This is a genomic window from Lacinutrix chionoecetis (assembly GCF_053604665.1).
On sequence record NZ_JBSHNQ010000066.1, the window covers coordinates 21,669 to 45,692 of the forward strand.

Consider the following 24,024-nt stretch of genomic DNA (forward strand, 5'->3'; position numbering starts at 1 on the left):
CTATTTAGTTTTTGTATTTATTAGAGTAGCGCTTATATAATTCGGTTTGATGCGATTCTAAACTAATATCGCGTCCTTGAATATACGCTTTTTCCAGTTTATTTGTACGCATATCCAGCGCATCGCCTTCGCTTATAAAAAGTGTCGCATCTTTACCAACCTCAAGCGAACCAACCATATCGTCAATACCTAAAATTTTAGCAGTGTTTAAGGTTATTAGGCTTAGAGCTTGTGCTTTGTCTAAACCATAAGCAGCACAGGTTCCTGCTAAAAAAGGAATGTTCCTTGCATTCATACGCTCCATACCTCCAGAGTTTTCTAACCCAACTAAAACATCTGCTTCAACTAATTTGTTTGCCAGCTTAAAGGGTAAATCGTAATCATCATCATCGCTATTTGGAACACTGTGAACACGTTGTAATAAAACAGGAATATTGTTTTGTTTTAATAAACTAATAACTTTATGCGCTTCGTAACCACCAACAATTACAGGGTGTTTAACGCTATTTTCTTTCATAAAATTTATAGCATCTGTAATTTCTTTTTCGCCATCTACGTGGACATATAATTTTTTAGATCCGTCTATAGCACCTTGTAAGGATTCAAAAGGTAAATGTCTTGGCGATTTATTACTTGCTTGGTAAGCATTGCTTTCAGCAAAATAAGAGGTTAACTCATTAACTTCTTTTGTGTAGTCTTTATTTTCTTTTAACATAGACGGTTCTCCCAACCACCAGCGACCACGAGAAAAAGCATTGGGCCAATTTATATGGATACCGTCGTCTACTTTTATTGCAGCATCTTCCCAATTCCAGGCATCAAATTGTACCACAGATGAGGTTCCGGAAATTCGTCCGCCACGTGGTGTAATCTGTCCCATTAAAACACCGTTAGGGCGCATAGACTCAACAACTTTAGATTCTGTGTTATAGGCAATTAAACTCCTAATGTGCGGATTCATGGCACCAACCTCATCCACATCGTTACTGGCACGCACAGCATCTACTTCTACTAAGCCCAAAGTAGAATTTGGTGCTATAAATCCAGGATAAATATGTTTGCCATTTGCTTGTATTATCTCACCCTGACGCGCAATTTTCATATTGGCACTTCCCACAAAAGTAATTTTACCATCGTTAAACATGATGAGTGCGTTTTCAATGACCTCGCCATTTCCTAAATGTGCAGTAGCACCTTCAATAGAAATAGCATTAGTTTGTTTAGGAGCTGGTGTTTGTTGCGCAATAGCGATTATTGAAAACAGTAAGCTAAAAACAAGAATTTTATATTTTATATTTTTCATCTGAAAATTGTTTTTTTATATTTTATTAAATCTGAAAACTAAGACTGAAAGCTGGACGTTAAAATTCACTATCACAATGAAAATGAGCTTTCTCTTTCTTTTCAATTGGTTTTGTTTTTAAACCTTTATTTTTTGCCTGAAGCATCAATGTTGTTAGCTCATTTTTTTCTTTGTTAACGGCTTCACGCATTTGCTCGTCACTGTCAATATCAAAATAAGTTGCACCTTCAATAATGGTTTGTTCCGCTTTTGCATAAACGGACAGTGGATGGTCACTCCATAATACAACATCTGCATCTTTTCCTACCTTTATACTCCCAACGCGATCGTCTATATGTAAAAGTTTCGCAGGATTAAGGGAGACAAATTTCCAGGCATCTTCTTCACTAACATTTCCATATTTAACAGCTTTCGCAGCTTCTTGATTTAAACGTCTTGACATTTCTCCATCATCACTATTAATTGCGACTGTTACACCTGCATTATGCATAATAGCAGCATTAAATGGGATGGCGTCGTTAACCTCGTATTTGTAAGCCCACCAATCGCTAAAAGTAGAACCTCCAACACCATGTGCTTTCATTTTATCGGCAACTTTATAACCTTCTAAAATGTGTGTAAACGTGTTAATGTTAAAGTTAAATTGCTCTGCAACTTTCATGAGCATGTTAATTTCACTTTGTATGTAAGAGTGACAACTAATAAAGCGTTCTTTATTTAAAATTTCGGCAATTACTTCCATTTCTACATCTTCTCGGTAAGGTTGTCCGCTTTTCTTTTTTGCATCATATTCTTTTGCGCGTTGAAAATAATCGGTATACACCTGTTCCACACCCATTCTTGTTTGTGGGAAACGAACACGGTTATTGTCGCCCCAATTACTTTGTTTTACGTTTTCACCTAACGCAAATTTGATAAATTTAGGTGCATTTTTATAAATTAAATTATTAGCCGTTTCTCCCCATTTAAGTTTAATAATTGCAGATCGTCCACCAATAGGATTCGCAGAACCATGTAATATTTGAATTGAAGTAACACCACCAGCAAGGTTTCTGTAAATACTAATATCCTCTGGATTTATAACATCTTCTTGTGTGACTTCGGCTGTAGAATTGTGTCCAGCTTCATTAACCGAAGACGTGGCAATATGCGAATGTTCGTCTATAATTCCTGCGGTTAAATGTTTGCCTTTACTGTCTATTACTTTTGCGTTGTTCGCACTTAAGTTTTGACCTATTTTTGAAATTTTACCATCTTTAATCAAGACATCGGTATTTTTTAAAATGCCTTCTTTCTCATTGGTCCAAACGGTTGCATTTTTAAACAACAGTGTTTCTTGTTTTGGCAAGGTTTTAAAACCGTAAGCCATATTAGGATAGGTAACTGGAAAGAATTTATCGACTTTCGTTACAGCATCTTCTTCAGCTTCCTCTTTCTCATCACCATCTTTGCTATTGCCTTTTTCATCTTTGGGAGATTTAGAGTCCTCTTTTTTAGTAGCAAAAAAAGACGTTTCATTGCCGTTTGGATAAATAGCTTTTCCGTTAATAACGTTTGTGTTTTTTACATTAGCTATTAACCGTATAAAATCTTGTTTTGTGGTGTCAATTGTAGAAAAGGTAAGGGTCATCCAGTCGTCATTAAAACTAATTTTAGATCCTAATTTTTTATCGTTTGCTTTAACCTCAGCCTTTAATTTTTCAATCTCTCCTTTTATTGTTAATTCGTAATTTGTATTGCCTAAGTTAAAAGCGTAATCGCCACGAATGTCTTTAAGATTTATTGGTTTTAATTCATTTTTTTCTCCTGTCACCCAATTTTGATAGACTGTGGTTTCCTTATCGAAAACGTCTCCTGAAGTTACTAAAAAGTTAGCATAAGCTCCTGTTTTTAAAGTTCCTAATTCATTACTTTTTCCAAGAATTTGAGCAGGAATTGTAGTTAAAGCGGCTAATGCCTTTTCTTTAGATAAACCAGCATCGATAGCTTTTAAGAGGTTTGGCATAAACTCTTTTGGTTCTTTTAGTTTATGAGTTGAAAAAGCAAAATTTACAGCGTTTTCTGCTAAAATTTTTGGATTATAAGGCTTTTGATTCCATTCGCGCAAATCTGCTAACTCAACAGAATTGGCTAAAAACGGGTTTTCCATATCGTAAGCATCTGGAAAATTGAGCGGTAAAATAAAAGTTCCGTTAGTGGCTTTAATATCTTTTATATATTCATATTCGTCACCTCCACCTACAAAAACATATTGCGTATTAAATTGATCTCCAATTTTGTCCAGACGCAACGCATTCATTTTACTACCAGCTTCAATAATTTGTACCTGATTTTTATTTCTATTAAAGGCTTCTAATGTCCTGTCTGTTTCTTTTGCGGCTCCTGAAGCATACCACTTTGCATCCATATTTACCTGACGAAGTAAAGCAAATGCACCCATTATAGAGGTAGGATAGGCTTGTCTGGAAGTCGCACTTTTACTGGTGCCTAAATACTGTCCGGATTGTTCCTTAAGGATACGGTTTGCGTTAGTACCATTGGTGTTTAGGGCAATTAAAGTTCCTGTACCACGAACAATCCCATCATCAATGTGTGTATTTACCACTCCAAAACCAGCTTCCAGCAATTTTTCGGCATCTTTATCATTGTACTTAAAATGGTCAATTGCATTTTGGTCTGCTCTAATATGGTCGTTCCAGTAAAATCCTTCGCGTTCGGCGTCGTATTGTGGGCGACGCGAATTATCGTCTGCGGCTTTTGGTTTTTCAACGCCAAAAGTAGAGTAGATATCTATAAAAGAAGGGTAGATGCTTTTTCCAGATAAATTTGTGACTACAGCATTTTTAGGAATGGTAATATTTGTACCAACCGAAGTAATTTTACCGTCCTTAAAAACCAAGGTTCCATTCTCTATAACTTGAGTAGGAGAAATATGGATTTTGGCATTTGTTAGAGCTGTGTAATTTGAATTTATAGTTTTTACACCATCATTTTTTGGAATGTTTTCTTGTGCAGATACCTTAAAAAGGCACATAAGAAATACAAAGAGTAAAGATTTTTTAATCATGAGTTAGTTTAAAAAAAGGATTAAGTTTTAAAGATAATCATTACATAAGATTTTAGAGCAATCGAATGCTGTTAAAGTGTTTTGTCTTGCAGATAATTTACAAGCAAGGCTACCACGTAACTGTAACTTTTCATTCCGCCTGTTTGGTTATTAGCCTCTAAAAAAGTGTTGTAAGTGGTTTGAAATAGAGGTTCAATTGGGTTTCGATGGCTATCCCAAAATTCGCGAACTTCTTGATAATTTTTTAAAATACCTAAATTAATGGTTTGTACAAGTGCTTCATATTGCTCAGGGTTTCTTCTGTAGACCTCATGCAAACAATGGCGTAACCCAAAAGTGTAGCCAGAGTACTTAAAATACATATCGTCATTAGTTGTTGCTGCTAAAAAACCTATAAAATTAGCTTCATTTTCTGCGGCATAGCCTAATTGGTGGGCAACTTCATGAGATGCAGTCGTTGGAAATTTATAAACAGGTATCATACTGTTAACTTGAGCTTCGTTGGTTAATGGGTTTAAATAACCACTAAAGCCCATATAGGTTAAAGGCAAACTAAGTAGTGATTTTTTTATGCTCGTGCCTTTATATTCCAACTGCGGAAACGTTTTTTCTAATGCTGAATACCCTTTGGGAACCATCGCAATCACTTCGGCTTTAGAATAGGGAAATTCAACCCTCAAAGTATCGTTTTTTGTAATTTTTAAATGAATGGCGTTCGATTTTTCAATGAGGTTTTGGGTGACTTTAATTAATTCTTCAGTGGTGTAATCTGCTTTTAAATTTAGGTTTTTATGAAGCGGTAATCTGTAATAATTCATGGCCCAAAACAAATGAAACGCAATGTAAATAATCGATAGTGCTGAGCATACATCAATTAACCAATACTTAAAATCTTTAAACATACGCTTGCTGTTAACTATTAGCCAGCGTAAAATAAAAAGGATGCCAATACTATAAATAAAGTCACCAAAAGAAAAAGGTAGCCAGCCTAAAGTGTATCTAAAAATTTTTGAAGTTATAGGATACAAACCTTCACTATAATAAATTTCTACATACTCTGGAAATTGCGCCAGCAGTTTTACTATTAAAAAGGCAGGAATTATGGATAGGGCAATTATTATTTTTTTGTTTTTTGGCATGCTTCAAAAATAGTTAATTTTCTGTTAGACCGATCGGGTTTTTATATCACGACCAGTCTTTTTCGTATTTTTGCAATTCATAAAAATAAATATAACATGAATACCGAAATAAGAACGTTAGAACCAAAACAATTGTGGAATAAATTTGCCGATTTAAATGCTGTGCCAAGACCCTCTAAAAAAGAAGAACGCGTAATTGCTTTTATGAAGGATTTTGGAAGAAAATTAGGTTTAGAAACTATTGAAGATGAAGTTGGAAACGTGATTATTAAAAAGCCAGCCACCAAAGGCATGGAAGATCGTGTAACTATTGTTATGCAATCGCATTTAGATATGGTACACCAAAAAAATGCAGACACACAATTCGATTTCGATACCCAAGGCATCGAAATGTATGTAGATGGCGATTGGGTACGCGCTAAAGGGACTACTTTAGGTGCAGATAATGGTTTAGGTGTGGCAACTATTATGGCTATTTTAGAAAGTACAGACATAGCACATCCAGCAATTGAAGCTTTGTTTACAATAGATGAAGAAACAGGGATGACAGGTGCTATGGGTTTAAAAGGAGGGCTTTTAACAGGGGAAATTCTTTTAAATTTAGATACAGAAGAAGACGATGAAATAGGAGTGGGCTGTGCTGGTGGTATAGATGTTACAGCTACCAGAACTTATAAGGAAGAGGAAACTCCAGAATTTAAAATTGGTTATAGTATTGTTGTAAAAGGTTTGCAAGGTGGGCACTCAGGAATGCAAATTCACGAGGGCTTAGGTAATGCAAATAAAATCATGAATCGTCTTTTATTTGATGGTTTCGAGAATTTTGGATTGCGAATATCCGAAATTGATGGCGGAAGTTTACGCAATGCTATTCCAAGAGAAAGTAAGGCAATTGTTGCTATCGATGCTATGCATGAAGAGGCATTTGTTACAGAAATGAGTTTGTTGGCAAAAGCTATTAAAACCGAATTAAAAACTATGGAACCAGATTTAGAAATTGTAATTTCTAAAACGGATACTCCAGAGAAAATGATGGATTTAGGTGTGCAGGAAGGTTTAACACGTGCCATTTATGCAGCGCTAAATGGTGTGTATCGTATGAGTGCAGACATTCCAGATTTGGTAGAAACATCAAATAATGTGGCACGAGTAATCGTAAAAAATGGTGGTATTAAAATTGGGTGTTTAACGCGCTCATCGGTTGAGAGTTCTAAAACGGATTTAGCAAATACACTGCGTGCAACGTTTGAGCTCACAGGTTGCGAGGTTGAATTGTCTGGCGATTATCCTGGGTGGACACCAAATATGGACTCGTCTATTTTAAAAGTATTAGATACCTTGTATGAAAAGATGAATGGCGAAAAAGCCCATGTAGCAGCTTGTCATGCAGGATTAGAATGTGGTATTTTAGGACAAAATTATCCAGATATGGAAATGATAAGTTTTGGACCAAACATTAAAGGTGCGCATAGCCCAGACGAGCGTGCACAAATTTCATCAGCTCAGAAATACTGGAAGTTTGTGTTGGAGATTTTAAAGCATATTCCTAAAAAGTAATTTGCTTTTAAATCCTCTAAAACCTATGTAAATATAAACCTGATTATGAAATACACTTGTATAGTCACTATAAATTTGCCTATTGATAAAACAGTAGCAGTATGGGAAAGCGAAAGTAATTTTCATGAATGGCAGGATGGATTTAAAAGTATCGAACATTTAAGTAGGACTCCCAATACTAAAGGAGCTAAAGCTAAAATAGTTTTTGAAGATAATAGAAGAATTGAGCTATTATAAACCATAATAGTATCTAATTTGCCTGTTGAGAAAACAGCGCTTTACGAGCATAGCCACATGACCAATACGCAGACTACGCGTTTTAAACAGATAGATGAGAATACAACACAGTACACATCGGAAGTGGAATATATTAAGTTTAACGGATTTGTAATTAAATTAATGGCTAAGTTTTTTCCAAGTAAATTTAAAGAGCAAAGTCAAAAGTGGATGAATCAATTTAAAGCTTTTGCCGAAAATACAGCTTGATATAACTTAACTTTAAGTTGTGTTAAAATTTAAAAATGATAATAAATAAGCAGAGATTTTTGGTTGTTCTTTTTCAATACTCTGTCTAAGAATGAGTGATAAATGGTTTTGATAAATTGTCGTTTTAATTCGCTCACCTGAAGTATAAAGCCTTATATGTCAACCTTTTGTTTGCAATTTACAAAGGTGATTTAGCGAGTAACAAAAAAGCCTTTCAATTAATTTTGAAAGGCTTTAATTATTGTAATGGCACAAAATTATTTTTGAATACCTACTATTTCAATATCAAAATACAAGTCTGTATTTGGTGGTACTCTTGGTGCACGTCCAGCTGCGCCATAACCTAAATAACTTGGTACAAACACACGTGCTTTGTCTCCCACATTCATTCTTAACATGGCTTCTCTAAAACCTGAAACTAAACCAGCAGATTCGTTATAAATTATTGGGAAAGATTTAAACGCTCCTGCTTTATCTTGTTTCTCGTCGTACTGATTCATTTTTTTTGCGACTTCAGCATCAGTTGTATATAGCAAGTTTCCATTCATAAAATAGGCACTGGTTTTAATTAACACCATATCTGAGCTATTTGGCTTTTTACCATTTCCAGCTTTATTGGTAATCATTACCATTCCGGTTGGCGATTCGTAAACTTCACCATCCATGTCTGCATTCGCTTTTTTAAATTCCTCGGCTACTACTTTAGATTTTTCTTTAGCCATTTCCTCTTCTTTCTTTCTCATATCCTCCAAACGCTTTGGTAATAAGGGTTCTTGTTCGGTAAAAACTTTTGCAGCATCAAACGCTTTGGCATCTTTACCTTTACGAATGATGGTTAATTTTTTAATAACAACATCTTCTAAGGGTTTATTCATTGTATTTCTTTCTTTAGAAACCGCAACATTAGAGATACTATCTTGTACTTCTAAACCTTGTACCAATTCTCCAAATACAGGATGACAACTTACGCGTTGACCATTACAATTTTTTAATGTGCCATCTGCTGTAAAGCCATCTAAATTAGTTTTTGGTACTTCAGTAATAAAAAATTGAGAACCATTAGTATTATATCCACCAGAATTAGCCATAGATAAAATTCCAGCTTTATTGTGGCTTAACTCTAAATCGAATTCACTGTAAAATTTATAGCCAGCACTTCCCATTCCTGTTCCTGTAGGATCTCCACCTTGAATCATGAAGTTGTCCATAACTCTGTGAAAAATAATACCATCGTAAAATGGTTTTCCTTTTAAAGAATCGGCTAATTTCGGGTGTGTACCTTCTGCTAAAGCAACAAAATTGGCAACCGTTACAGGCGCTTTTTTGTAGTATAATTTAGCAATCATTGTGCCTTTATTGGTGTTAAATTCTGCATATAATCCATCTTCTAAATCTGGATACTGGTCTTGGCAGGATGAGGCACTCATACTCACCAATAATGCTATTACTAAAACTTTCATAGTGTGTTTAATGTTATTCATTTTAAAAATTAATTATTTTGGGTTATTGAGTTTATTGTAACTGTACTTATTAGAGGTGTATTGCTACCTATTTTATTTTCGTCGCCATAATAGCCATAAGCCTTTTGCGATGGAAAGATAAATGTAAACGTTTCTCCAGCTCTCATGAGTTTTAAACCTTCGCGCAAGCCTGTAAACAACTCTTCCTGGTCCATGGCGTAATTTCTGTTTTTTAATTCTGCCGACGTATAAATTGGACTTTCATTTAAAGTTGAAAGACTAAAATCGAAATTTACAACATCTCCAAAATTAGGTGTTTGTTGCGAAATATCACTAATAATAGTGTCTTTAGTATACCAAAACCCACTTTCTGAAGCTATAAATGTGATACTATCTTTTGTAGCCATATAGGCTTGTATCGTTTCCTTTTCAGCTTCGTAAAGTTGTTTATTACGCAAAGCAGATTCTTCTATAAAAGAACCCGTCTTTACAGTTTCGGGCTTTCTGGCTTCTGGTGTTTTGCAAGATAGTATGCTTATTAAAACACAAAGTAGAATTACTATTTTATTCATTATTTAGGGCGTTACTATAGTCTGGTAATATACTAATAAATTTTTCAACGGTTTGTTGTAACGATGTTTCGCTTTTACCTCCTGCTGCATTGGTATGGCCACCACCTTCAAAATGGGCACGTGATAACTCGTTAACAGAAAAATCGCCTTTAGAACGTAAAGAAATTTTAATAATACCTTGTTTTTTATCTTCAATAAAAATAGCAGCTAAAACCGTTTGGTTTAACGATAAAGCATAATTTACAAAACCTTCGGTGTCTCCTTTTTTATAATCTAATTTTTGTAACTCGTCTTGAGACAAAGTAATATAAGCGGTTTTATATTCTGGTAACACTTTTAAATTACTTAACGCACAGCCTAATAATTGTAAGCGATTATAACTGTTAGTATCATAAACGTTATTATGTATTTGTGTATTGTCTGCTCCTTTATCTATTAATGCTGCTATAATACGATGTGTTGTACTGGTGGTGGAACGAAATCTAAACGAACCAGTATCTGTCATAATCCCAACGTAAAGGCATGTGGCGATATCTGCATTAATCTTATCTAAAGCATCGAGCTTATCTAAAAAATGATATACCATCTCACAGGTAGAACTCATAGATACATCGCTAAACATATATTTAGCATAATTGTCTGGTTGCTGGTGATGATCAATCATTATATGTGTCGCCTTACTGTTAGATAAAACAGTTTCCATATTTCCTGTTCTGTGGAAGGCGTTAAAATCTAAAGTAAATACAATAGCTGCATCATTTATAAACGCCTCGCATGCTTCTTTTTCGGTTTCATGAATTTTAATGGTTTCTATTTTAGGAAGCCATTTTAAAAATTCTGGAAAATCGTTTGGAGCAATTACAACAGCCTCATGATTTAATTGTAGTAAGTAGTGTAAAAGGCCTAATGTAGAGCCAATAGCATCACCATCTGGGTTTTTATGAGGTATAATTGCAATTTTTTTAGGAGTTGCCAAAAGCGTTTTTATCTCCAAAATATCTTGTGTATTCATAGGCAACGAAGATACTAATTTTTAATATTGAATAATATTGTTTTTCTATAGAAATATGCTACTTTTGCAGCAAATTAAAAAAATAAAATGGCAACAAATAGAACATTTACAATGCTTAAGCCTGATTCTGTTGAGAAAGGATATATTGGCGCAATCTTAGAAAAAATTAATGCTTCTGGTTTTAGAATCGTAGCAATGAAATTAACGCAAATGACAAAAGCAGATGCTGAAGCATTTTACGCTGTACATAACGAAAGACCTTTCTTTGGAGAGCTGGTTGAGTACATGACACGTGGACCTATTGTCGCTGCAATTTTAGAAAAAGACAATGCAGTAGAAGATTTTAGAACCTTAATTGGCGCTACAAACCCTGCTGATGCTGCAGAAGGTACTATTCGTAAATTATATGCTGCTTCTATTGGAGAAAATGCTGTACATGGTAGTGATAGTGATGATAATGCTGCTATTGAAGGTGCTTTTCATTTTTCTGGAAGAGAGATGTTTTAAGCAGTTAATCGATAAAAATATACTTTTAAGCCTAATTTTAACAGAGTTAGGCTTTTTTTATACCTGATTATCAAGTACTTTAGCGCATCGAAAAAAAATAACTATGAAAATTTTTAAATCCCTAATTGCACTAAGTTTTTTACTAACAGGTTTTGTTCAAGCGCAAACTACAAACAAAGCTATTACAACGTTTCAGAAAAAAACGAATGCTAACATTACCATTAACAAAGACACTCAAGTTCCCGAATTTATTAAATTCCCTAATGCAAATGCTTTAAAGCTAAACGGCAACACTGTTGCAGACAAAGCGTTTAGTTTTTTAAACACTAATAAAGCAATTTACAAGATTGAAGATGTTAGCAGTAATTTTAAATTAAATAAAATTGAAGTTGACAATGTTGGCTTGCAACGTGTGGTTTTAAATCAGCAATACAATGGCGTACCAGTTTATGATGGTAAATTATTATTTCATTTTAATACCGAAAATAAATTAACAGCTGTAAATGGTAATTATATTACAGATATTAAGCTTAATGCCACACCAACATTAGGTAAAACTGAAGCTAACACTATTGCATTAACAGTTATTAAAAATCAAGACATAAATCATTCAGGCCAGGCATTATTTGTACACGACAGTAAGTTATATGTATTCCAGAAAGGATTGGCACAAGGTTATAAAGGTGCAAATTTTCTTGTTTACGAAGTGGAAATACGAAACGAAAATGATGTAAGAGAATTTGTATTTGTAAATGCACATACTGGAACTATAGTGGAGCAATTTACAGGTATCGCTCACGCTTTAGACCGTGTGGTGTACGAAAACAACACAGGCAATATTGCTTGGCAAGAAGGCGATGCTTTTCCAGGTGCTTTAACCATATGGCAACAAAACGAGGTGGCAGCTTCTGGTCACACGTATTACTTTTTTAATAATGCTTTCGGTTTTGCTTCTTACGATGGAGCAGATGCGCAAATGCGTACCATAAATAACAATCCTAATATTTCTTGTCCTAATGCAAACTGGAATGGTTCTACTGCAAATTATTGTAATGGTACTGCTGCAGACGATGTTATTGCTCACGAATGGGGACATGCCTATACACAATTTACCAGTGGCTTAATTTACCAATGGCAATCTGGAGCTATGAACGAGTCCTTTTCAGATATTTGGGGAGAAACCATAGACATATTAAATAATTACGAAGATGCCGACGATAATAATGCCTTAAGAACCGCTTGTAACAGTAGTGATCGCTGGAGAATAGGAGAGGATGCCAGTGCTTTTGGAGGTGCTATTAGAGACATGTGGAACCCACCATGTCAAGGCGATCCAGGAAAAGTGACCGATGGTAATTACAGATGTGGAGAAGGAGATTCTGGAGGTGTACATTCAAATTCAGGAATACCTAACCATGCCTACGCCTTATTAGTAGATGGTGGTACTTACAACGGTCAGGTAATAACTGGTATCGGGTTTACCAAAGCAGCACATATTTTCTGGCGTGCACAAAGTCAGTATTTAACAGCAACAAGTAATTTTATAGATTTAGCAGATGCGTTAGAGGCTTCGGCAAACGATTTATTAGGCATTAATCTACAAGGCTTATCTACAACAATTACACCAGTAGGACCATCTGGTGAGATTATTACTGCTGCAGATGTGCAACAGGTTATTAATGCGGTGTTGGCAGTAGAGTTACGTATAGAGCCTACGCAATGCGGTTTTACTCCAATAATTGGTGATGCTCCAGAAATGTGCGATGCAGGTATGAATAATCCTATTTATTTTGAAGATTGGGAAACAGGAACAGATGGCTGGAATTTTAGTCAGGTGCCAACGGGTTCTACATGGACGTCAAGAGATTGGGAATTAGCAACAACATTACCTAATGGCAGAACAGGAAATGGTATTTATGCCGTAAATGCTCCCATTGGAGAATTGTATGGAGGTGATTGTGCATCAGATTTTCAAAACGGAATAATGCAATTAGAAAGCCCAGTTATTACTATGCCAAATGTAACGACTGGTACTTACGAACTTGCTTTTAATCATTATGTAGCTACAGAACCTAATTGGGATGGTGGAAACATAAAGTATAAAGTAGATGGTGGTAGTTGGACCATTGTACCACTAACAGCATTTATTCATAATGGATACAACGATTCTATAAATGCTGCTGCTGTAGGAAACGACAACCCAATGGAGAGCCAGAATGCTTTTACAGGTACAGATCCAGGTTCTAACAAAGGAAGTTGGGGAACCAGTGTTATCAATTTATCGGCATTAGGTGTTACTGCCAATGGTACTGTTCAGTTTAGATTCGATTTAGGAACCGATGGCTGTAATGGTCGTGACGGTTGGTATCTAGATGAGTTAACTGTTTATAACTGTGCATACGCACTATCAGTTTCAGAGTTTGATGCTATTACTAACTTAATTAATATATACCCTAATCCTTCAAACGGATTATTTAACTTAAAGAAAACAGGGCAAATTAATCTTATAAAAGCAGATATTCATGATATTAACGGTCGCTTTATTAAAACCGTAGATTTATCGAATACTAATGTGGTGCAAACTATCGATTTGTCTCATGCAGCTTCTGGATTGTACTTTATGACGATTTCGTCGCAGCACGCAAAAAACGTTATAAAGTTAATGAAAGAGTAATACAATGAAAATAACAGACAGTTATAAAAACGCAACCATTGGTTGCGTTTTTTTGATCGATAAATGTTGAAAATTTAAAAACTTATTTTCTACGTTGCGTTACGTATTAAGAGTTATAAAATAGTTTACTAACTTATGCGTCATTAATAAAAATAGCATGAAAAACCTTGTAGTACTAATCCTTTGTGTAACATTATTAATAAGTTGCAAAAAGAACGACGACGATAATAACAACCAAGCCTTACCACCAGCAACACAAACTGGAGCAGGCATTTTTGCCTGTAAAATAAATGGACAAAGCTTTATAGATACAAGTGGTGGTTATTTTAATTGCTTTTACCAAAATGTTAATGGAGAGTATTATTTTGGGATTCAAGGATTGGATGTTTTACAAGATGTTACTTCAATAAACTTTGGATCAGAAAATAAAGAAATATTTGAAGGTAATGAATATAATTTATTTGAAATAACAGAGAATAGTGTTTGGGGAGGCATAGGTTTTTCAGATGAAAATAATCCATTTGAATTTATTACAACAAATTCTAATAATACAGGAACTCTAACCATTACTAAATTAAATTTTACAACAAATATTATTTCAGGAACATTTTCTTTTGATGTGATAAATCCATTTACAGGAGAAATTACTGAAATACGAGAAGGTCGTTTCGATACGCTGTTTACACAATAACATTCCTATTATAATAGAAGTATTTCAATTTTACACATATTTTAATCATTAATTTTTGTCTAATTGCCATCTGTAACACATGCAGGAGCGAACGCTTTTGGTTGCGTTTTTCTTTTTTTTTCTTTTTTCTTTCTGTTTACAGCAACTATTATAAATAAAAAAACCCACTTTTAAAGTGGGCTTTTGCTTAAAAAAATTATGTAGTATATATTAAATAACTTTAACGTTAACTGCGTTTAATCCTTTTTTACCTTCTTGTAGATCGAATTCAACTTCGTCGCCTTCACGAACTTCGTCAATTAAACCCGAAATGTGTACAAAATGGTCTTTGTCTACACCTTCTTCTGTGATGAAACCAAATCCTTTAGCGTCATTGAAGAATTTTACTGTGCCTTTACTCATTGTAATAAATTTTAATATTAATTATTTAATTAGTGGCAAATATGATACCATTAATTTACATTACCTACTAATTATCAATTTATTATGGGTTTTATATAAAGCAAAAAAAAAAGCTCACTAAATAAATAGTGAGCTTTCTTTGTAAAAAGGTAAGTTGAATATATAATTATATAACTTTTACGTTTACTGCGTTCATACCTTTACGACCTTCTTGAAGATCGAATTCTACTGCATCTCCTTCACGAACTTCGTCGATTAAACCAGAGATGTGTACGAAATGGTCTTTGTCTGATCCTTCTTCAGTTATAAAACCGAATCCTTTAGAATCATTGAAAAATTTTACTGTACCTTGAGCCATTTTAAAAAAAATTTAATTTATAATAAGCAACAAAGATACTATTTTATATTTAACAATCTGTTATTTTGTTTTTTTACCAACAATAAAAAACTTATAAAATCAATTTATTGAATAAAGACGCTTATCTTAAAACAATTTTTTTAATAATTGTTTTCCCTAATTCTTCATTTAGCATAGTAACAATTTTATCTTTACCATAGCTTAATTCTTCTCTTAATGTGCTGGAACTTAATTGTACATAAAGAGTTTCGTTTTTTAAATCTACAGCAGTAGTATAATTATTAACGCCATTTCCCATTAATTTCGCCCAAGCATCGCGCACATTTACTTTGTTTAATCCTTTATCTAATTTATTGGTTTCTACAAAGTCCTGTAAAGCGTCCTGTATGTTTAATATGTTGTTATTGCGTTTTGCCATAGTTGTCTTCTGTGTAAACGGAAGTCTTTTAATAGTTAAATTTACTCTACTATAATAGGGTTGTAGCGTTTGTATAAATATACGTCGTTATTCTGGTTTATAATTTTTAATTGCTGTGTATTGGCAAATAAAACAGTTTCTTTCCACTTAGCATAGGCTGTGTTGTAATATAAATTTAAACTGTCGTTTTCTATTTTTAACTGAAGCGCTTCGGCATTATTAGACGCTTCAAAGGTGCCATCTAATTTCGGACTCATTTTTTTCCGGAATCCTTTTAAGTCATCATCAACCGAAATAAAATCTACCGTTAAATTAACGGTATATTCTTTTTTGGCGCCATTGGCCAATGTTACGCTTTCAATTTCCCAATACCCATCTACATGTTCTATAAAAGTTTCAGGATTTTTAGAGCAGCTTGTTAATAGTGCAAATAATAGTAAAAAGGTAATTGGTTTCATTTGTATTCTTCGCTTGGTGCTTATAATTTAAAAATCTCGTAAGACTGATGCACTTTTTTTACAGCATTCTCGGTACGTTCGGCATGCGTGTCGCTAATAAATAACTGACCAAAGTTTTCATCGTCTACTAATTTAATAATTTGGGTTACGCGTTCTTCATCTAATTTATCGAAAATATCGTCTAATAACAAAATAGGATTAACGCCACTTTGTTGTTTTATAAAATCGAATTGCGCCAGTTTTAAAGCTATTAAAAACGATTTTTGTTGTCCTTGGCTTCCAAATTTTTTAATAGGATGTGCATCTATATTAAAGAGTAAATCGTCTTTATGTACGCCAACGCTCGTGTATTGTATGGCTTTATCTTTGTTAATAGCCTCTGCTAAAAGCACATTTAAATCTTTATCGAATAAATCGCTTTTATACACTAAATCCACATGCTCATTACCATTACTAATGGCTTGGTATCTTGCCTTAAATATGGGAATAAATGTATCTAAAAAAGCGGCTCTTTTATTAAAAATTGCTGTGCCATAATTGGTTAACTGGCCATTGTAAATTTCAAGGGTATCGTTATTAAAGGTATTGTTTAACGCAAAGTATTTAAGCAAACTGTTGCGTTGCGCTAGCACTCTGTTGTATTTAATTAAATCGTCTAAATAGGTTTTATCGCTTTGCGAAATCACGCTGTCTATAAACTTTCGGCGTGTGTCGCTACCTTCTATAATTAAATCTCTGTCTGCAGGCGAAATAATAACCAAAGGCAAAAAACCAATATGCTCGCTAAACTTATCGTACGCCTTACCATTGCGTTTAATTACTTTTTTTTGACCGCGTTTAAGGCTTACTACTATTTTTTCTAATTTATTTTCCTTATTATAATCGCCATTAACCACAAAAAAATCTTCATCATGTTTAATGTTTTGAGACGCAATTGGGTTAAAATAACTTTTGCCAAAAGAAAGGTGGTAAATAGCATCCAGAATATTCGTTTTTCCTACGCCATTGTTGCCAACCAGACAATTTATAGTGTCGTTAAAAGTAAAGGATTTACTCTCAAAATTTTTGTAATTAAGTAAAGAAAGGGATTTTAAAATCATAGACTATTTACACAAAAGAAGTGGCAGTTATTTTTACAAATATATGTAGACTGCAAAATAACAAATAAATAAGCTTTTATATATGAAGAAATATTTTATTTTTGCCACGCATAAATAATACGATACATGGCAACTTATAAGAAAAGAGGTTACAAACCAAAAACAGAAAAAGAAAAGGAAGTTATCGATAAGGACTTGGGTGAAAACTCAACAACTGCTGAGGTATTTGACACCTTAGACCAAACGGCTTCTAAAACTGAAGATTTTGTTGCGGCGAACCAAAAATATATTTTTATAATTATTGGTGTTGTAGCAGCATTGGTTTTAGGATACTTAGGGTATAAAAAATTAGTGCAGGAACCTGCAAGTGCAGAAGGAATGAACGAAATGTACTTTGCACAAAAGCAATTTAATGAAGCAGTTAATGGTGTATCGAGCGATTCGTTATACATGGTGTCATTAAAAGGTGGTGAAGGTAAATTTGGTATGTTAGATATTATTGAAGAATACAGCGGAACACCTGCATCAAATTTAGCAAACTACTATGCTGGAATGGCATACTTAAATTTAAAAGATTATAAAAACGCTATAAAGCATTTAGATGCTTTTGAAAGTGAAGATCAAGCAGCTGGGCCAATGGCTAAAGGATCTATAGGCGATGCGTTTATTCAGTTAGACGATCCGGAAAATGCTTTAGATTACTATTTAAAAGCAGCCAAAATGAGGTCTAACCAATTAACAGCACCAACATACTATTATAAGGCAGGAATTACTGCTCTAAATTTAGGGAGAGCGACTGAAGCTTTAGGTTATTTTAATACCATTAAAGAAAACTATCCAACAGCACCAGAAGCAACTTCTGTTGATGTGTTTATTGGAAAAGCCCAAGCAATGTCTAATTAAATAGTAACATTAATTTTTTGTTCTCAATACTATTAATGTGTTGAGATTAATTGAAAAGATTCCCATTTCCTTGGGAAATGAATATGGCAACAGTAAATAATAATTTATCGGAATACGATAAAGCATCAATCCCAAACGCGAGGCATTTTCGGTTTGGGATTGTTGTTTCAGAATGGAACGACAACATCACCGAAGGGTTATATAAAGGCGCTTACGATACTTTACTGGCGCATGATGTATTACCAGAAAATATTAAACGTTGGGAGGTTCCTGGAAGTTTTGAGTTAATATATGGCTGTAAAAGAATGCAACAGCATAAAGTGGATGCTGTAATTGCCATAGGAAGCGTTATACAAGGCGAAACTAAACATTTCGATTTTGTTTGCGAAGGCGTAGCTCAAGGCATTAAAGACTTAAACGTTTTGCATGACGTTCCTGTTATTTTTTGTGTATTAACAGATAATAACATGCAACAGGCTATTGACCGTTCTGGAGGAAAGCATGGCAATAAAGGAACAGAAGCTGCTGTAGCTGCCATTAAAATGGCTGTGTTGAGTAAACAGTAATTTGGTATTTTTTTTAGTTTCAGTCTTAGTTATCATTGCTGTAATAAAGCATTATTTCATTTGTTTTAGGTGTTTTTTTTAGCAAAACTATTAGTTACATCTGTTAGCTCTTAGCAGAACTTCAGCTTTTCAGTTTTAAAACTCCTGCCTGATGTTAACAAATTTTAATACTTCATTCTATTAATTCTTTTGTATTTTCAGTACTTTTGAGTGTATTTCAACAGACTTAAATTACACCGTGTTTAATCAAAGAAAAAATAAAAAATTTAGCTACAACTCCAGGTTTTCTAAAGATGAAGACAAGGATTTGCAAACTAAAAATATTAAGCAGGAAGTAACCTCAGAGTGGAAAAGAACCAGAAAAACGGGCGCAAAAAAAGGAAAATTTACTTTGCCTTTATTGCTCGTGCTATTAGGCATTATTATTGCAATAATGTATTATCTGGAATTTAAATTATAGTAGTCATGGGATTTATAAAACTTAAACAAAATAAACGATACAATTACAAGCCTCGTTATTACAAAGGCGAAGGGAGCCCCTTTACTATGAAAGGTAAATTTGACGATGAACGCACAACATTGGAAGCTTCTGGAGGCTTAAAACAACGCTTTGTTAGAGCTGTTGATGAGTACAAAAACAAGCCAGATAGAGCGGTTAATAAACGCGTTTGGATTATTGTTGCTGTTTTAATTTTCATTTTCTTATTTATAATCGATTTCGATCTCACCATATTTTTTTCTAAGTTGTAAATGGCAGATATCATTCAACTGTTACCAGATCATGTTGCTAACCAAATAGCTGCAGGCGAAGTTGTACAACGACCAGCTTCTGTAGTTAAGGAATTGTTAGAGAACGCCATAGATGCTGGTGCAACATCCATAAAATTAATTATTAAAGATGCCGGAAAAACCCTCGTACAGGTTATAGACGATGGTAAAGGCATGAGTGTTACAGACGCCAGATTAAGTTTCGAGCGTCATGCTACCTCAAAAATAAAGTCTGCCGATGATTTGTTTCAACTCAATACCAAAGGTTTTAGAGGAGAAGCATTGGCAAGTATTGCCGCAATTGCTCATGTGGAGTTAAAAACGAAACAGGAGAATGAAGATGTTGGAACCTGTATTGAAATTGAAGGTAGCCAAGTTAACAGTCAAGAGGTTGTAGTAACACCAAAAGGCTCATCGATTGCGGTTAAAAATTTGTTTTTTAATATTCCTGCACGACGTAATTTTTTAAAGTCGGATGCTGTAGAAACACGCCATATTATAGACGAGTTTCATCGTGTGGCTCTGGCACATCCTAACATTAGTTTCGTTATGTTTCATAACAGAAGTGAAACGTTTAACCTGCCCGAAAGTAATTATAGACAACGCATAGTAAATATTTTTGGTACTAAAACAAACGAAAAGTTAGTACCTGTTGAAGAAGATACAGAGGTGTTAAAGATATCGGGTTTTGTTGGTAAACCAGAATTTGCCAAGAAGACCAGAGGCGAACAGTTCTTTTTTGTTAACGATAGATTTATAAAAAGTGCCTATCTTAATCATGCTATTGGTTCTGCTTTTGAAGGCTTATTAAAAGATGGAGCACACGCAAGCTATTTTTTAAATTTAAAAGTAAACCCACAAACCATAGATATAAATATCCATCCTACCAAAACTGAAATTAAATTTGACGATGAGCATACATTGTATGCCATTTTGCGATCGGCAGTAAAACACAGTTTAGGGCAATTTAACATTGCGCCAGTTTTAGATTTTGAACGCGATGCAAATCTCGATACGCCTTACAGCTACAAACAAAAAGGCATGCCTTCTATAGAAGTAGATAGAAGTTTTAATCCGTTTAGTGAGGCAGATAATAGAAGCAGTAGCAATCCAAATTCGTACAGAAAAGAAACAGCAGGTAATTGGGAAGGTTTGTATGTTGGTTTAGAGTCTAAGGGTAACGAAAACCAACGTGATTTTGGCGAAGTACATTTTGAGAGTGATCATAAAAATGCCTCCATTTTTAATAATGACAATCAGGTAGAGCAGAAGCAAAGCTCCTATCAATTTCATAATAAATACATAATAAGCACTATAAAATCTGGTTTGCTATTAATCGATCAGCATCGTGCGCACCAACGTGTGCTGTACGAAGATTTCCTGAAGAATATGACAATAAAAGAAGCAATGAGTCAACAACTGTTGTTTCCGTTACAGTTGCATTTTTCACCGCAGGAAATCGAAATTATCAATCAGCTTAAAACCGATTTAGAGCATACAGGTTTTATTTTTCAAACAATAAAAGACGAACTTGTAGAAATCACCGGAGTTCCGGTTAGCGTACCTGAGAGTGAAGTGTCTATAATTTTAGAACAATTAATTAGCGATGTCGAAAACGAGGTGCCAGACAGCAACTTTAGTGCTACAGATTTGCTTGCAAAATCATTAGCTAAAAGTTTAGCAATAAAAACAGGACAAAGTTTAACAACTGTAGAACAGGAGCATTTGGTAAATTCGTTGTTTGCGTGTAAGGAGCCCAATGCTTCACCAACTAACAGAGCGACATTTATAACCATGACGGTAGATGAGTTGGATAAAAAATTTGTGTAAAATTAAAAAAATCCTGATGTTTTTGGGATGCCATAAACTATGATAAAAATAACCGAAACAGTAAAACATTTAATGATCATTAACGTGATTATGTTTGTTGCAACACTTGTTATTGGAGAAAACCAATTTGGAAACTTATTTGCCCTTCATTTTCCAACAAGTAATGTTTTTAAACCATGGCAGATTATTACGCATATGTTTATGCATGGTGGTTTTACACACTTACTTTTTAATATGTTTGCACTGTGGATGTTTGGTAGCGCAGTCGAGCAACGTTTGGGTAGCAAAAAGTTTTTAATTATTTATTTTGCTGCAGGTCTTGGCGCTGTTTTATTTCAATTGGGTTATTACTATTTCGATTATTATTCCTTAATGAGCGATATTTCTAATTTGGGTTTATCTGAAAACCTTATAGACCAGATTGTTAATTTCGATATTAGAGATGGTAATAGTTACACTGGAGCACAATTACAAAAACAATTATTACCGTTGTTAGCAGAACATAATATTAGCCAAAGCTTATTAACCGAAACAAATTTTTCGGCATTATTTAATATGAATGTTATTACAAATACAGGCATGCTTGGTGCTTCTGGATGTATTATGGGAATATTAGCAGCTTTTGGGGTTATGAATCCTGAGGCAGAATTAATGCTTATCTTCCTTCCTATTCCAATAAAAGCAAAATATTTTATTCCAGGCATCATTCTATTAGATGTTATTTCGGCTTTAACTGGTCAGTCGTTTTTTAGCCCAAGTAATACGGCCTATATGGCTCACGTTGGTGGTGCTGTTATAGGTTTTTTAATAATGTGGTATTGGAAAAAAAATTCGTTTAACAAGTATAGAATTTATTAAATGAACCAAATAGAAAGTTTAAAATACAAGTTTAACAATTTAAACATACTGGAAAAGCTCATAGTGTTTAATGTGGCTATATTTCTGTTTGTCTTTATTTTTAAACGCTTTATTACAGGCGTTTTAACGTATTTAGTTTTGCCACCAGATTTTTATGATGCTTTGTTACAGCCATGGGCAATTATAACTTATTCTTTTTTGCATTATAAATTATTGCATTTAGCATTTAATATGCTTTGGTTGTATTTTTGCGGACGCTTGTTTATGAATCTTTTTTCACCTAAAATGGCAATTAATATTTACTTTTTAGGAGCCATTTCAGGAGGTTTAGCTTATTTATTATTCTTTAATCTCTTTCCAGATTATTTTGCAACCAAATACTTTCCTTTAATAGGAGCGAGTGCAGCGGTTAGGGCGTTGTTTATTTTCCTTTGCACTTATATGCCTAACAACGAAGTGCGCTTAATTAATTGGAATATAAAAATCTGGCACATTGGTGCAGTACTTATTTTATTCGATGTTATTGGGCTTTTTGGTTCTAATGGAGGCGGTAGTCTAGCACATTTAGGAGGAGCGCTTTTAGGTTATATTTATGCCAAGCAAATAGTTAAAGGAAACGATATTGGAAAAGGTTTTGAACGTACAGTAGATACGGCTTCAGGCTGGTTTAAATCTGGAAAAAAGGGAAAGCTTAAAACGGTACATAAAGATAAAACTAAAGTTGGAGGATTCACTAAAGGGGAATTTGAAGAGTTTAATAACCAGAAAAAAATAGATGTTATTCTCGATAAGATTAGTAAGAGTGGTTACGAGAGTTTAACAGCAGCAGAAAAAGAGTTTTTATTTAAAGTAGGAAAATAAGACGTTTAATAATGAAAAACCTAAAGTTTTTTGAAAAAGGCATGTTTTTCTGCAACGCTGTTGTGGCGTTTATTTTATTGCTCTCTTACCTATTACCCTTATTACCTCCAAAAACCTTCGCAGCCCTTTCTGTTCTTGGTTTAGGTGTACCGCTGTTAATTGTATTAAACACCTTATTTTTTATGTATTGGCTGGTAAAAATAAAGAAGCAGTTATTACTGTCACTTATTGTTTTAGCACTTGGTTATTTTTCGTTTGGATCTTTATATAAGTTTTCAGAATCAAAGACGATAGAAGATAAAAATAATATCTCTGTCATGAATTACAACGTAAGATTGTTTAATCTCTATAAGTGGATTCCAGAGGAAGATACCGAAGATAAATTGGTTAATTTTATTAAAACCGAAGCGCCAGATGTATTGTCTATGCAGGAATACCATCCGCGTGAAAGCACAAAATTATCTTTTTATAATTATAAATATGAAAAGCTTTTGGGAGAGAATAAAAAGTACGGTCAAGCCATTTTCTCAAAATATCCCATTGTAAATTCTGGTTCTATTGAATTTCCAAACACATTTAACAATGCCATTTTTGCAGATATTGTTAAGGGAACAGATACTATAAGAATTTATAACGTGCATTTGCAATCGTTACGCATAGATCCTAAAGTTGAAAATTTAACCACAAAGGAATCCGAGAAGCTCTTTAATGGTGTTGGCCGAACCTTTAAGATACAGCAATTTCAAACCGAATTATTTTTGCTTCATAAAAAGCAATGCCGTTATAAAATGATTATTTGTGGCGATTTTAATAATACTGCATTTTCCTATGTTTATAAACATATTAAAGGTGATTTAAAAGATACGTTTAAAGCTGCGGGAAATGGTTTTGGGCGTACTTACAACTTTAAATTCTTTCCAATGCGTATCGATTTTGTATTGGTTGACCCAGCATTTCAAGTTAATAGTTTTAAAACCTACGATGTAGAATATTCAGACCATTATCCAGTGATGACTAAGGTTAGTCTTTAATTA

General features: G+C 34.0%; 24 protein-coding genes. 13 read left to right on the forward strand and 11 right to left on the reverse strand.

Annotated elements, in window-relative coordinates:
* Positions 1 to 4: 4 nt before the first annotated feature.
* From ACVC43_RS03305 to ACVC43_RS03315, 3 genes are all read right to left on the reverse strand, one after another.
* On the reverse strand, positions 5 to 1,303 hold the full coding sequence (locus tag ACVC43_RS03305) for an amidohydrolase family protein (RefSeq protein WP_452223144.1): 1,299 nt from the start codon (positions 1,301 to 1,303) through the stop codon (positions 5 to 7).
* 58 nt (positions 1,304 to 1,361) lie between these two features.
* Positions 1,362 to 4,370, reverse strand: a complete 3,009-nt coding sequence (locus tag ACVC43_RS03310; RefSeq protein ID WP_452223145.1) for an amidohydrolase family protein — start codon at positions 4,368 to 4,370, stop codon at positions 1,362 to 1,364.
* 71 nt (positions 4,371 to 4,441) lie between these two features.
* Positions 4,442 to 5,509, reverse strand: coding sequence for a DUF3810 domain-containing protein (locus ACVC43_RS03315; protein ID WP_452223146.1), 1,068 nt, complete (start codon positions 5,507 to 5,509; stop codon positions 4,442 to 4,444).
* Positions 5,510 to 5,605: 96 nt separating this feature from the next.
* Between ACVC43_RS03315 and ACVC43_RS03320 the strand changes: the two genes are divergently transcribed.
* The 3 genes from ACVC43_RS03320 to ACVC43_RS03330 are packed head-to-tail and all read left to right on the forward strand — an operon-like array spanning position 5,606 to position 7,552.
* A complete protein-coding gene (locus ACVC43_RS03320; protein ID WP_452223147.1) occupies positions 5,606 to 7,066 on the forward strand; it encodes an aminoacyl-histidine dipeptidase in 1,461 nt (486 codons plus the stop codon).
* A gap of 45 nt (positions 7,067 to 7,111) precedes the next feature.
* On the forward strand, positions 7,112 to 7,303 hold the full coding sequence (locus tag ACVC43_RS03325) for a hypothetical protein (protein WP_452223148.1): 192 nt from the start codon (positions 7,112 to 7,114) through the stop codon (positions 7,301 to 7,303).
* 18 nt (positions 7,304 to 7,321) lie between these two features.
* Entirely contained in the window at positions 7,322 to 7,552 is a 231-nt protein-coding gene (locus ACVC43_RS03330) for a hypothetical protein (protein WP_452223149.1), read from the forward strand.
* Between the two features lie 257 nt (positions 7,553 to 7,809).
* On the opposite strand, the gene ACVC43_RS03335 is transcribed toward ACVC43_RS03330, so the two are convergent.
* The 3 genes from ACVC43_RS03335 to ACVC43_RS03345 are packed head-to-tail and all read right to left on the reverse strand — an operon-like array spanning position 7,810 to position 10,596.
* Complete coding sequence (locus ACVC43_RS03335; RefSeq protein ID WP_452223150.1) at positions 7,810 to 9,033, reverse strand: peptidylprolyl isomerase; 1,224 nt, start codon at positions 9,031 to 9,033, stop codon at positions 7,810 to 7,812.
* A gap of 8 nt (positions 9,034 to 9,041) precedes the next feature.
* Entirely contained in the window at positions 9,042 to 9,584 is a 543-nt protein-coding gene (gene gldI / locus ACVC43_RS03340; RefSeq protein ID WP_452223151.1) for a gliding motility-associated peptidyl-prolyl isomerase GldI, read from the reverse strand.
* Entirely contained in the window at positions 9,577 to 10,596 is a 1,020-nt protein-coding gene (locus ACVC43_RS03345) for a DHH family phosphoesterase (protein ID WP_452223152.1), read from the reverse strand. The genes gldI and ACVC43_RS03345 overlap by 8 nt, the downstream gene beginning before the upstream one ends.
* Positions 10,597 to 10,683: 87 nt before the next feature.
* Between ACVC43_RS03345 and ACVC43_RS03350 the strand changes: the two genes are divergently transcribed.
* The 3 genes from ACVC43_RS03350 (at position 10,684) to ACVC43_RS03360 (ending at position 14,468) form a co-directional block, all read left to right on the forward strand.
* Positions 10,684 to 11,103: a nucleoside-diphosphate kinase gene (locus ACVC43_RS03350; RefSeq protein WP_452223153.1), complete on the forward strand. Its 420-nt coding sequence runs from the start codon at positions 10,684 to 10,686 to the stop codon at positions 11,101 to 11,103.
* Positions 11,104 to 11,206: 103 nt separating this feature from the next.
* Positions 11,207 to 13,777 carry a M4 family metallopeptidase gene (locus ACVC43_RS03355; RefSeq protein ID WP_452223154.1) on the forward strand — a complete coding sequence of 857 codons (2,571 nt, stop codon included), beginning with the start codon at positions 11,207 to 11,209 and terminating at the stop codon, positions 13,775 to 13,777.
* A 157-nt stretch (positions 13,778 to 13,934) separates the two neighbouring features.
* A complete protein-coding gene (locus ACVC43_RS03360) occupies positions 13,935 to 14,468 on the forward strand; it encodes a hypothetical protein (protein ID WP_452223155.1) in 534 nt (177 codons plus the stop codon).
* Positions 14,469 to 14,678: 210 nt separating this feature from the next.
* On the opposite strand, the gene ACVC43_RS03365 is transcribed toward ACVC43_RS03360, so the two are convergent.
* The 5 genes from ACVC43_RS03365 to recF all read right to left on the reverse strand — a co-directional run bounded on the left by ACVC43_RS03365 (position 14,679) and on the right by recF (position 17,204).
* A complete protein-coding gene (locus ACVC43_RS03365) occupies positions 14,679 to 14,870 on the reverse strand; it encodes a cold-shock protein (RefSeq protein ID WP_452223156.1) in 192 nt (63 codons plus the stop codon).
* A 166-nt stretch (positions 14,871 to 15,036) separates the two neighbouring features.
* The gene (locus ACVC43_RS03370) at positions 15,037 to 15,228 is read right to left on the reverse strand and encodes a cold-shock protein (protein ID WP_013870486.1); all 192 of its coding nucleotides are present in this window, start codon (positions 15,226 to 15,228) and stop codon (positions 15,037 to 15,039) included.
* A 121-nt stretch (positions 15,229 to 15,349) separates the two neighbouring features.
* Positions 15,350 to 15,646 (reverse strand): DUF721 domain-containing protein, encoded by a 297-nt coding sequence (locus tag ACVC43_RS03375; protein ID WP_452223157.1) that lies wholly within the window; start codon positions 15,644 to 15,646, stop codon positions 15,350 to 15,352.
* 41 nt (positions 15,647 to 15,687) lie between these two features.
* On the reverse strand, positions 15,688 to 16,104 hold the full coding sequence (locus ACVC43_RS03380; RefSeq protein WP_452223158.1) for a hypothetical protein: 417 nt from the start codon (positions 16,102 to 16,104) through the stop codon (positions 15,688 to 15,690).
* A gap of 20 nt (positions 16,105 to 16,124) precedes the next feature.
* Positions 16,125 to 17,204, reverse strand: coding sequence for a DNA replication/repair protein RecF (recF, locus tag ACVC43_RS03385; protein WP_452223159.1), 1,080 nt, complete (start codon positions 17,202 to 17,204; stop codon positions 16,125 to 16,127).
* A 126-nt stretch (positions 17,205 to 17,330) separates the two neighbouring features.
* On the opposite strand from recF, the gene ACVC43_RS03390 reads away from it, so the two are divergent.
* The 7 genes from ACVC43_RS03390 to ACVC43_RS03420 all read left to right on the forward strand — a co-directional run bounded on the left by ACVC43_RS03390 (position 17,331) and on the right by ACVC43_RS03420 (position 24,021).
* A complete protein-coding gene (locus tag ACVC43_RS03390) occupies positions 17,331 to 18,107 on the forward strand; it encodes a tetratricopeptide repeat protein (RefSeq protein ID WP_452223160.1) in 777 nt (258 codons plus the stop codon).
* An 83-nt stretch (positions 18,108 to 18,190) separates the two neighbouring features.
* Complete coding sequence (gene ribH / locus ACVC43_RS03395) at positions 18,191 to 18,673, forward strand: 6,7-dimethyl-8-ribityllumazine synthase (RefSeq protein ID WP_452223243.1); 483 nt, start codon at positions 18,191 to 18,193, stop codon at positions 18,671 to 18,673.
* Between the two features lie 465 nt (positions 18,674 to 19,138).
* Entirely contained in the window at positions 19,139 to 19,423 is a 285-nt protein-coding gene (locus ACVC43_RS03400; RefSeq protein WP_452223161.1) for a riboflavin synthase subunit beta, read from the forward strand.
* A complete protein-coding gene (gene mutL, locus ACVC43_RS03405) occupies positions 19,424 to 21,271 on the forward strand; it encodes a DNA mismatch repair endonuclease MutL (protein ID WP_452223162.1) in 1,848 nt (615 codons plus the stop codon). It abuts the gene before it with no gap.
* Between the two features lie 39 nt (positions 21,272 to 21,310).
* Positions 21,311 to 22,129, forward strand: coding sequence for a rhomboid family intramembrane serine protease (locus ACVC43_RS03410; protein ID WP_452223163.1), 819 nt, complete (start codon positions 21,311 to 21,313; stop codon positions 22,127 to 22,129).
* Complete coding sequence (locus tag ACVC43_RS03415) at positions 22,130 to 22,990, forward strand: rhomboid family intramembrane serine protease (protein ID WP_452223164.1); 861 nt, start codon at positions 22,130 to 22,132, stop codon at positions 22,988 to 22,990.
* 11 nt (positions 22,991 to 23,001) lie between these two features.
* Complete coding sequence (locus tag ACVC43_RS03420; RefSeq protein WP_452223165.1) at positions 23,002 to 24,021, forward strand: endonuclease/exonuclease/phosphatase family protein; 1,020 nt, start codon at positions 23,002 to 23,004, stop codon at positions 24,019 to 24,021.
* The last annotated feature ends 3 nt before the right edge of the window (positions 24,022 to 24,024 follow it).

What these genes read in the sequence shown, in the direction of transcription:
- ACVC43_RS03350 (WP_452223153.1), top strand. Translation starts at nt 10,684, where the DNA reads ATGGCAACAAATAGAACATTTACAATGCTTAAGCCTGATTCTGTTGAG.
- gldI (WP_452223151.1), bottom strand. Translation starts at nt 9,584, where the DNA reads ATGAATAAAATAGTAATTCTACTTTGTGTTTTAATAAGCATACTATCT.
- ACVC43_RS03360 (WP_452223155.1), top strand. Translation starts at nt 13,935, where the DNA reads ATGAAAAACCTTGTAGTACTAATCCTTTGTGTAACATTATTAATAAGT.
- ACVC43_RS03345 (WP_452223152.1), bottom strand. Translation starts at nt 10,596, where the DNA reads ATGAATACACAAGATATTTTGGAGATAAAAACGCTTTTGGCAACTCCT.
- ACVC43_RS03420 (WP_452223165.1), top strand. Translation starts at nt 23,002, where the DNA reads ATGAAAAACCTAAAGTTTTTTGAAAAAGGCATGTTTTTCTGCAACGCT.
- ACVC43_RS03365 (WP_452223156.1), bottom strand. Translation starts at nt 14,870, where the DNA reads ATGAGTAAAGGCACAGTAAAATTCTTCAATGACGCTAAAGGATTTGGT.
- ACVC43_RS03325 (WP_452223148.1), top strand. Translation starts at nt 7,112, where the DNA reads ATGAAATACACTTGTATAGTCACTATAAATTTGCCTATTGATAAAACA.
- ACVC43_RS03310 (WP_452223145.1), bottom strand. Translation starts at nt 4,370, where the DNA reads ATGATTAAAAAATCTTTACTCTTTGTATTTCTTATGTGCCTTTTTAAG.
- ribH (WP_452223243.1), top strand. Translation starts at nt 18,191, where the DNA reads ATGGCAACAGTAAATAATAATTTATCGGAATACGATAAAGCATCAATC.
- mutL (WP_452223162.1), top strand. Translation starts at nt 19,424, where the DNA reads ATGGCAGATATCATTCAACTGTTACCAGATCATGTTGCTAACCAAATA.
- ACVC43_RS03380 (WP_452223158.1), bottom strand. Translation starts at nt 16,104, where the DNA reads ATGAAACCAATTACCTTTTTACTATTATTTGCACTATTAACAAGCTGC.
- ACVC43_RS03390 (WP_452223160.1), top strand. Translation starts at nt 17,331, where the DNA reads ATGGCAACTTATAAGAAAAGAGGTTACAAACCAAAAACAGAAAAAGAA.
- ACVC43_RS03315 (WP_452223146.1), bottom strand. Translation starts at nt 5,509, where the DNA reads ATGCCAAAAAACAAAAAAATAATAATTGCCCTATCCATAATTCCTGCC.
- ACVC43_RS03305 (WP_452223144.1), bottom strand. Translation starts at nt 1,303, where the DNA reads ATGAAAAATATAAAATATAAAATTCTTGTTTTTAGCTTACTGTTTTCA.
- ACVC43_RS03335 (WP_452223150.1), bottom strand. Translation starts at nt 9,033, where the DNA reads ATGAATAACATTAAACACACTATGAAAGTTTTAGTAATAGCATTATTG.
- ACVC43_RS03375 (WP_452223157.1), bottom strand. Translation starts at nt 15,646, where the DNA reads ATGGCAAAACGCAATAACAACATATTAAACATACAGGACGCTTTACAG.
- ACVC43_RS03410 (WP_452223163.1), top strand. Translation starts at nt 21,311, where the DNA reads ATGATAAAAATAACCGAAACAGTAAAACATTTAATGATCATTAACGTG.
- ACVC43_RS03320 (WP_452223147.1), top strand. Translation starts at nt 5,606, where the DNA reads ATGAATACCGAAATAAGAACGTTAGAACCAAAACAATTGTGGAATAAA.
- ACVC43_RS03415 (WP_452223164.1), top strand. Translation starts at nt 22,130, where the DNA reads ATGAACCAAATAGAAAGTTTAAAATACAAGTTTAACAATTTAAACATA.
- ACVC43_RS03370 (WP_013870486.1), bottom strand. Translation starts at nt 15,228, where the DNA reads ATGGCTCAAGGTACAGTAAAATTTTTCAATGATTCTAAAGGATTCGGT.
- recF (WP_452223159.1), bottom strand. Translation starts at nt 17,204, where the DNA reads ATGATTTTAAAATCCCTTTCTTTACTTAATTACAAAAATTTTGAGAGT.
- ACVC43_RS03355 (WP_452223154.1), top strand. Translation starts at nt 11,207, where the DNA reads ATGAAAATTTTTAAATCCCTAATTGCACTAAGTTTTTTACTAACAGGT.
- ACVC43_RS03400 (WP_452223161.1), top strand. Translation starts at nt 19,139, where the DNA reads ATGGGATTTATAAAACTTAAACAAAATAAACGATACAATTACAAGCCT.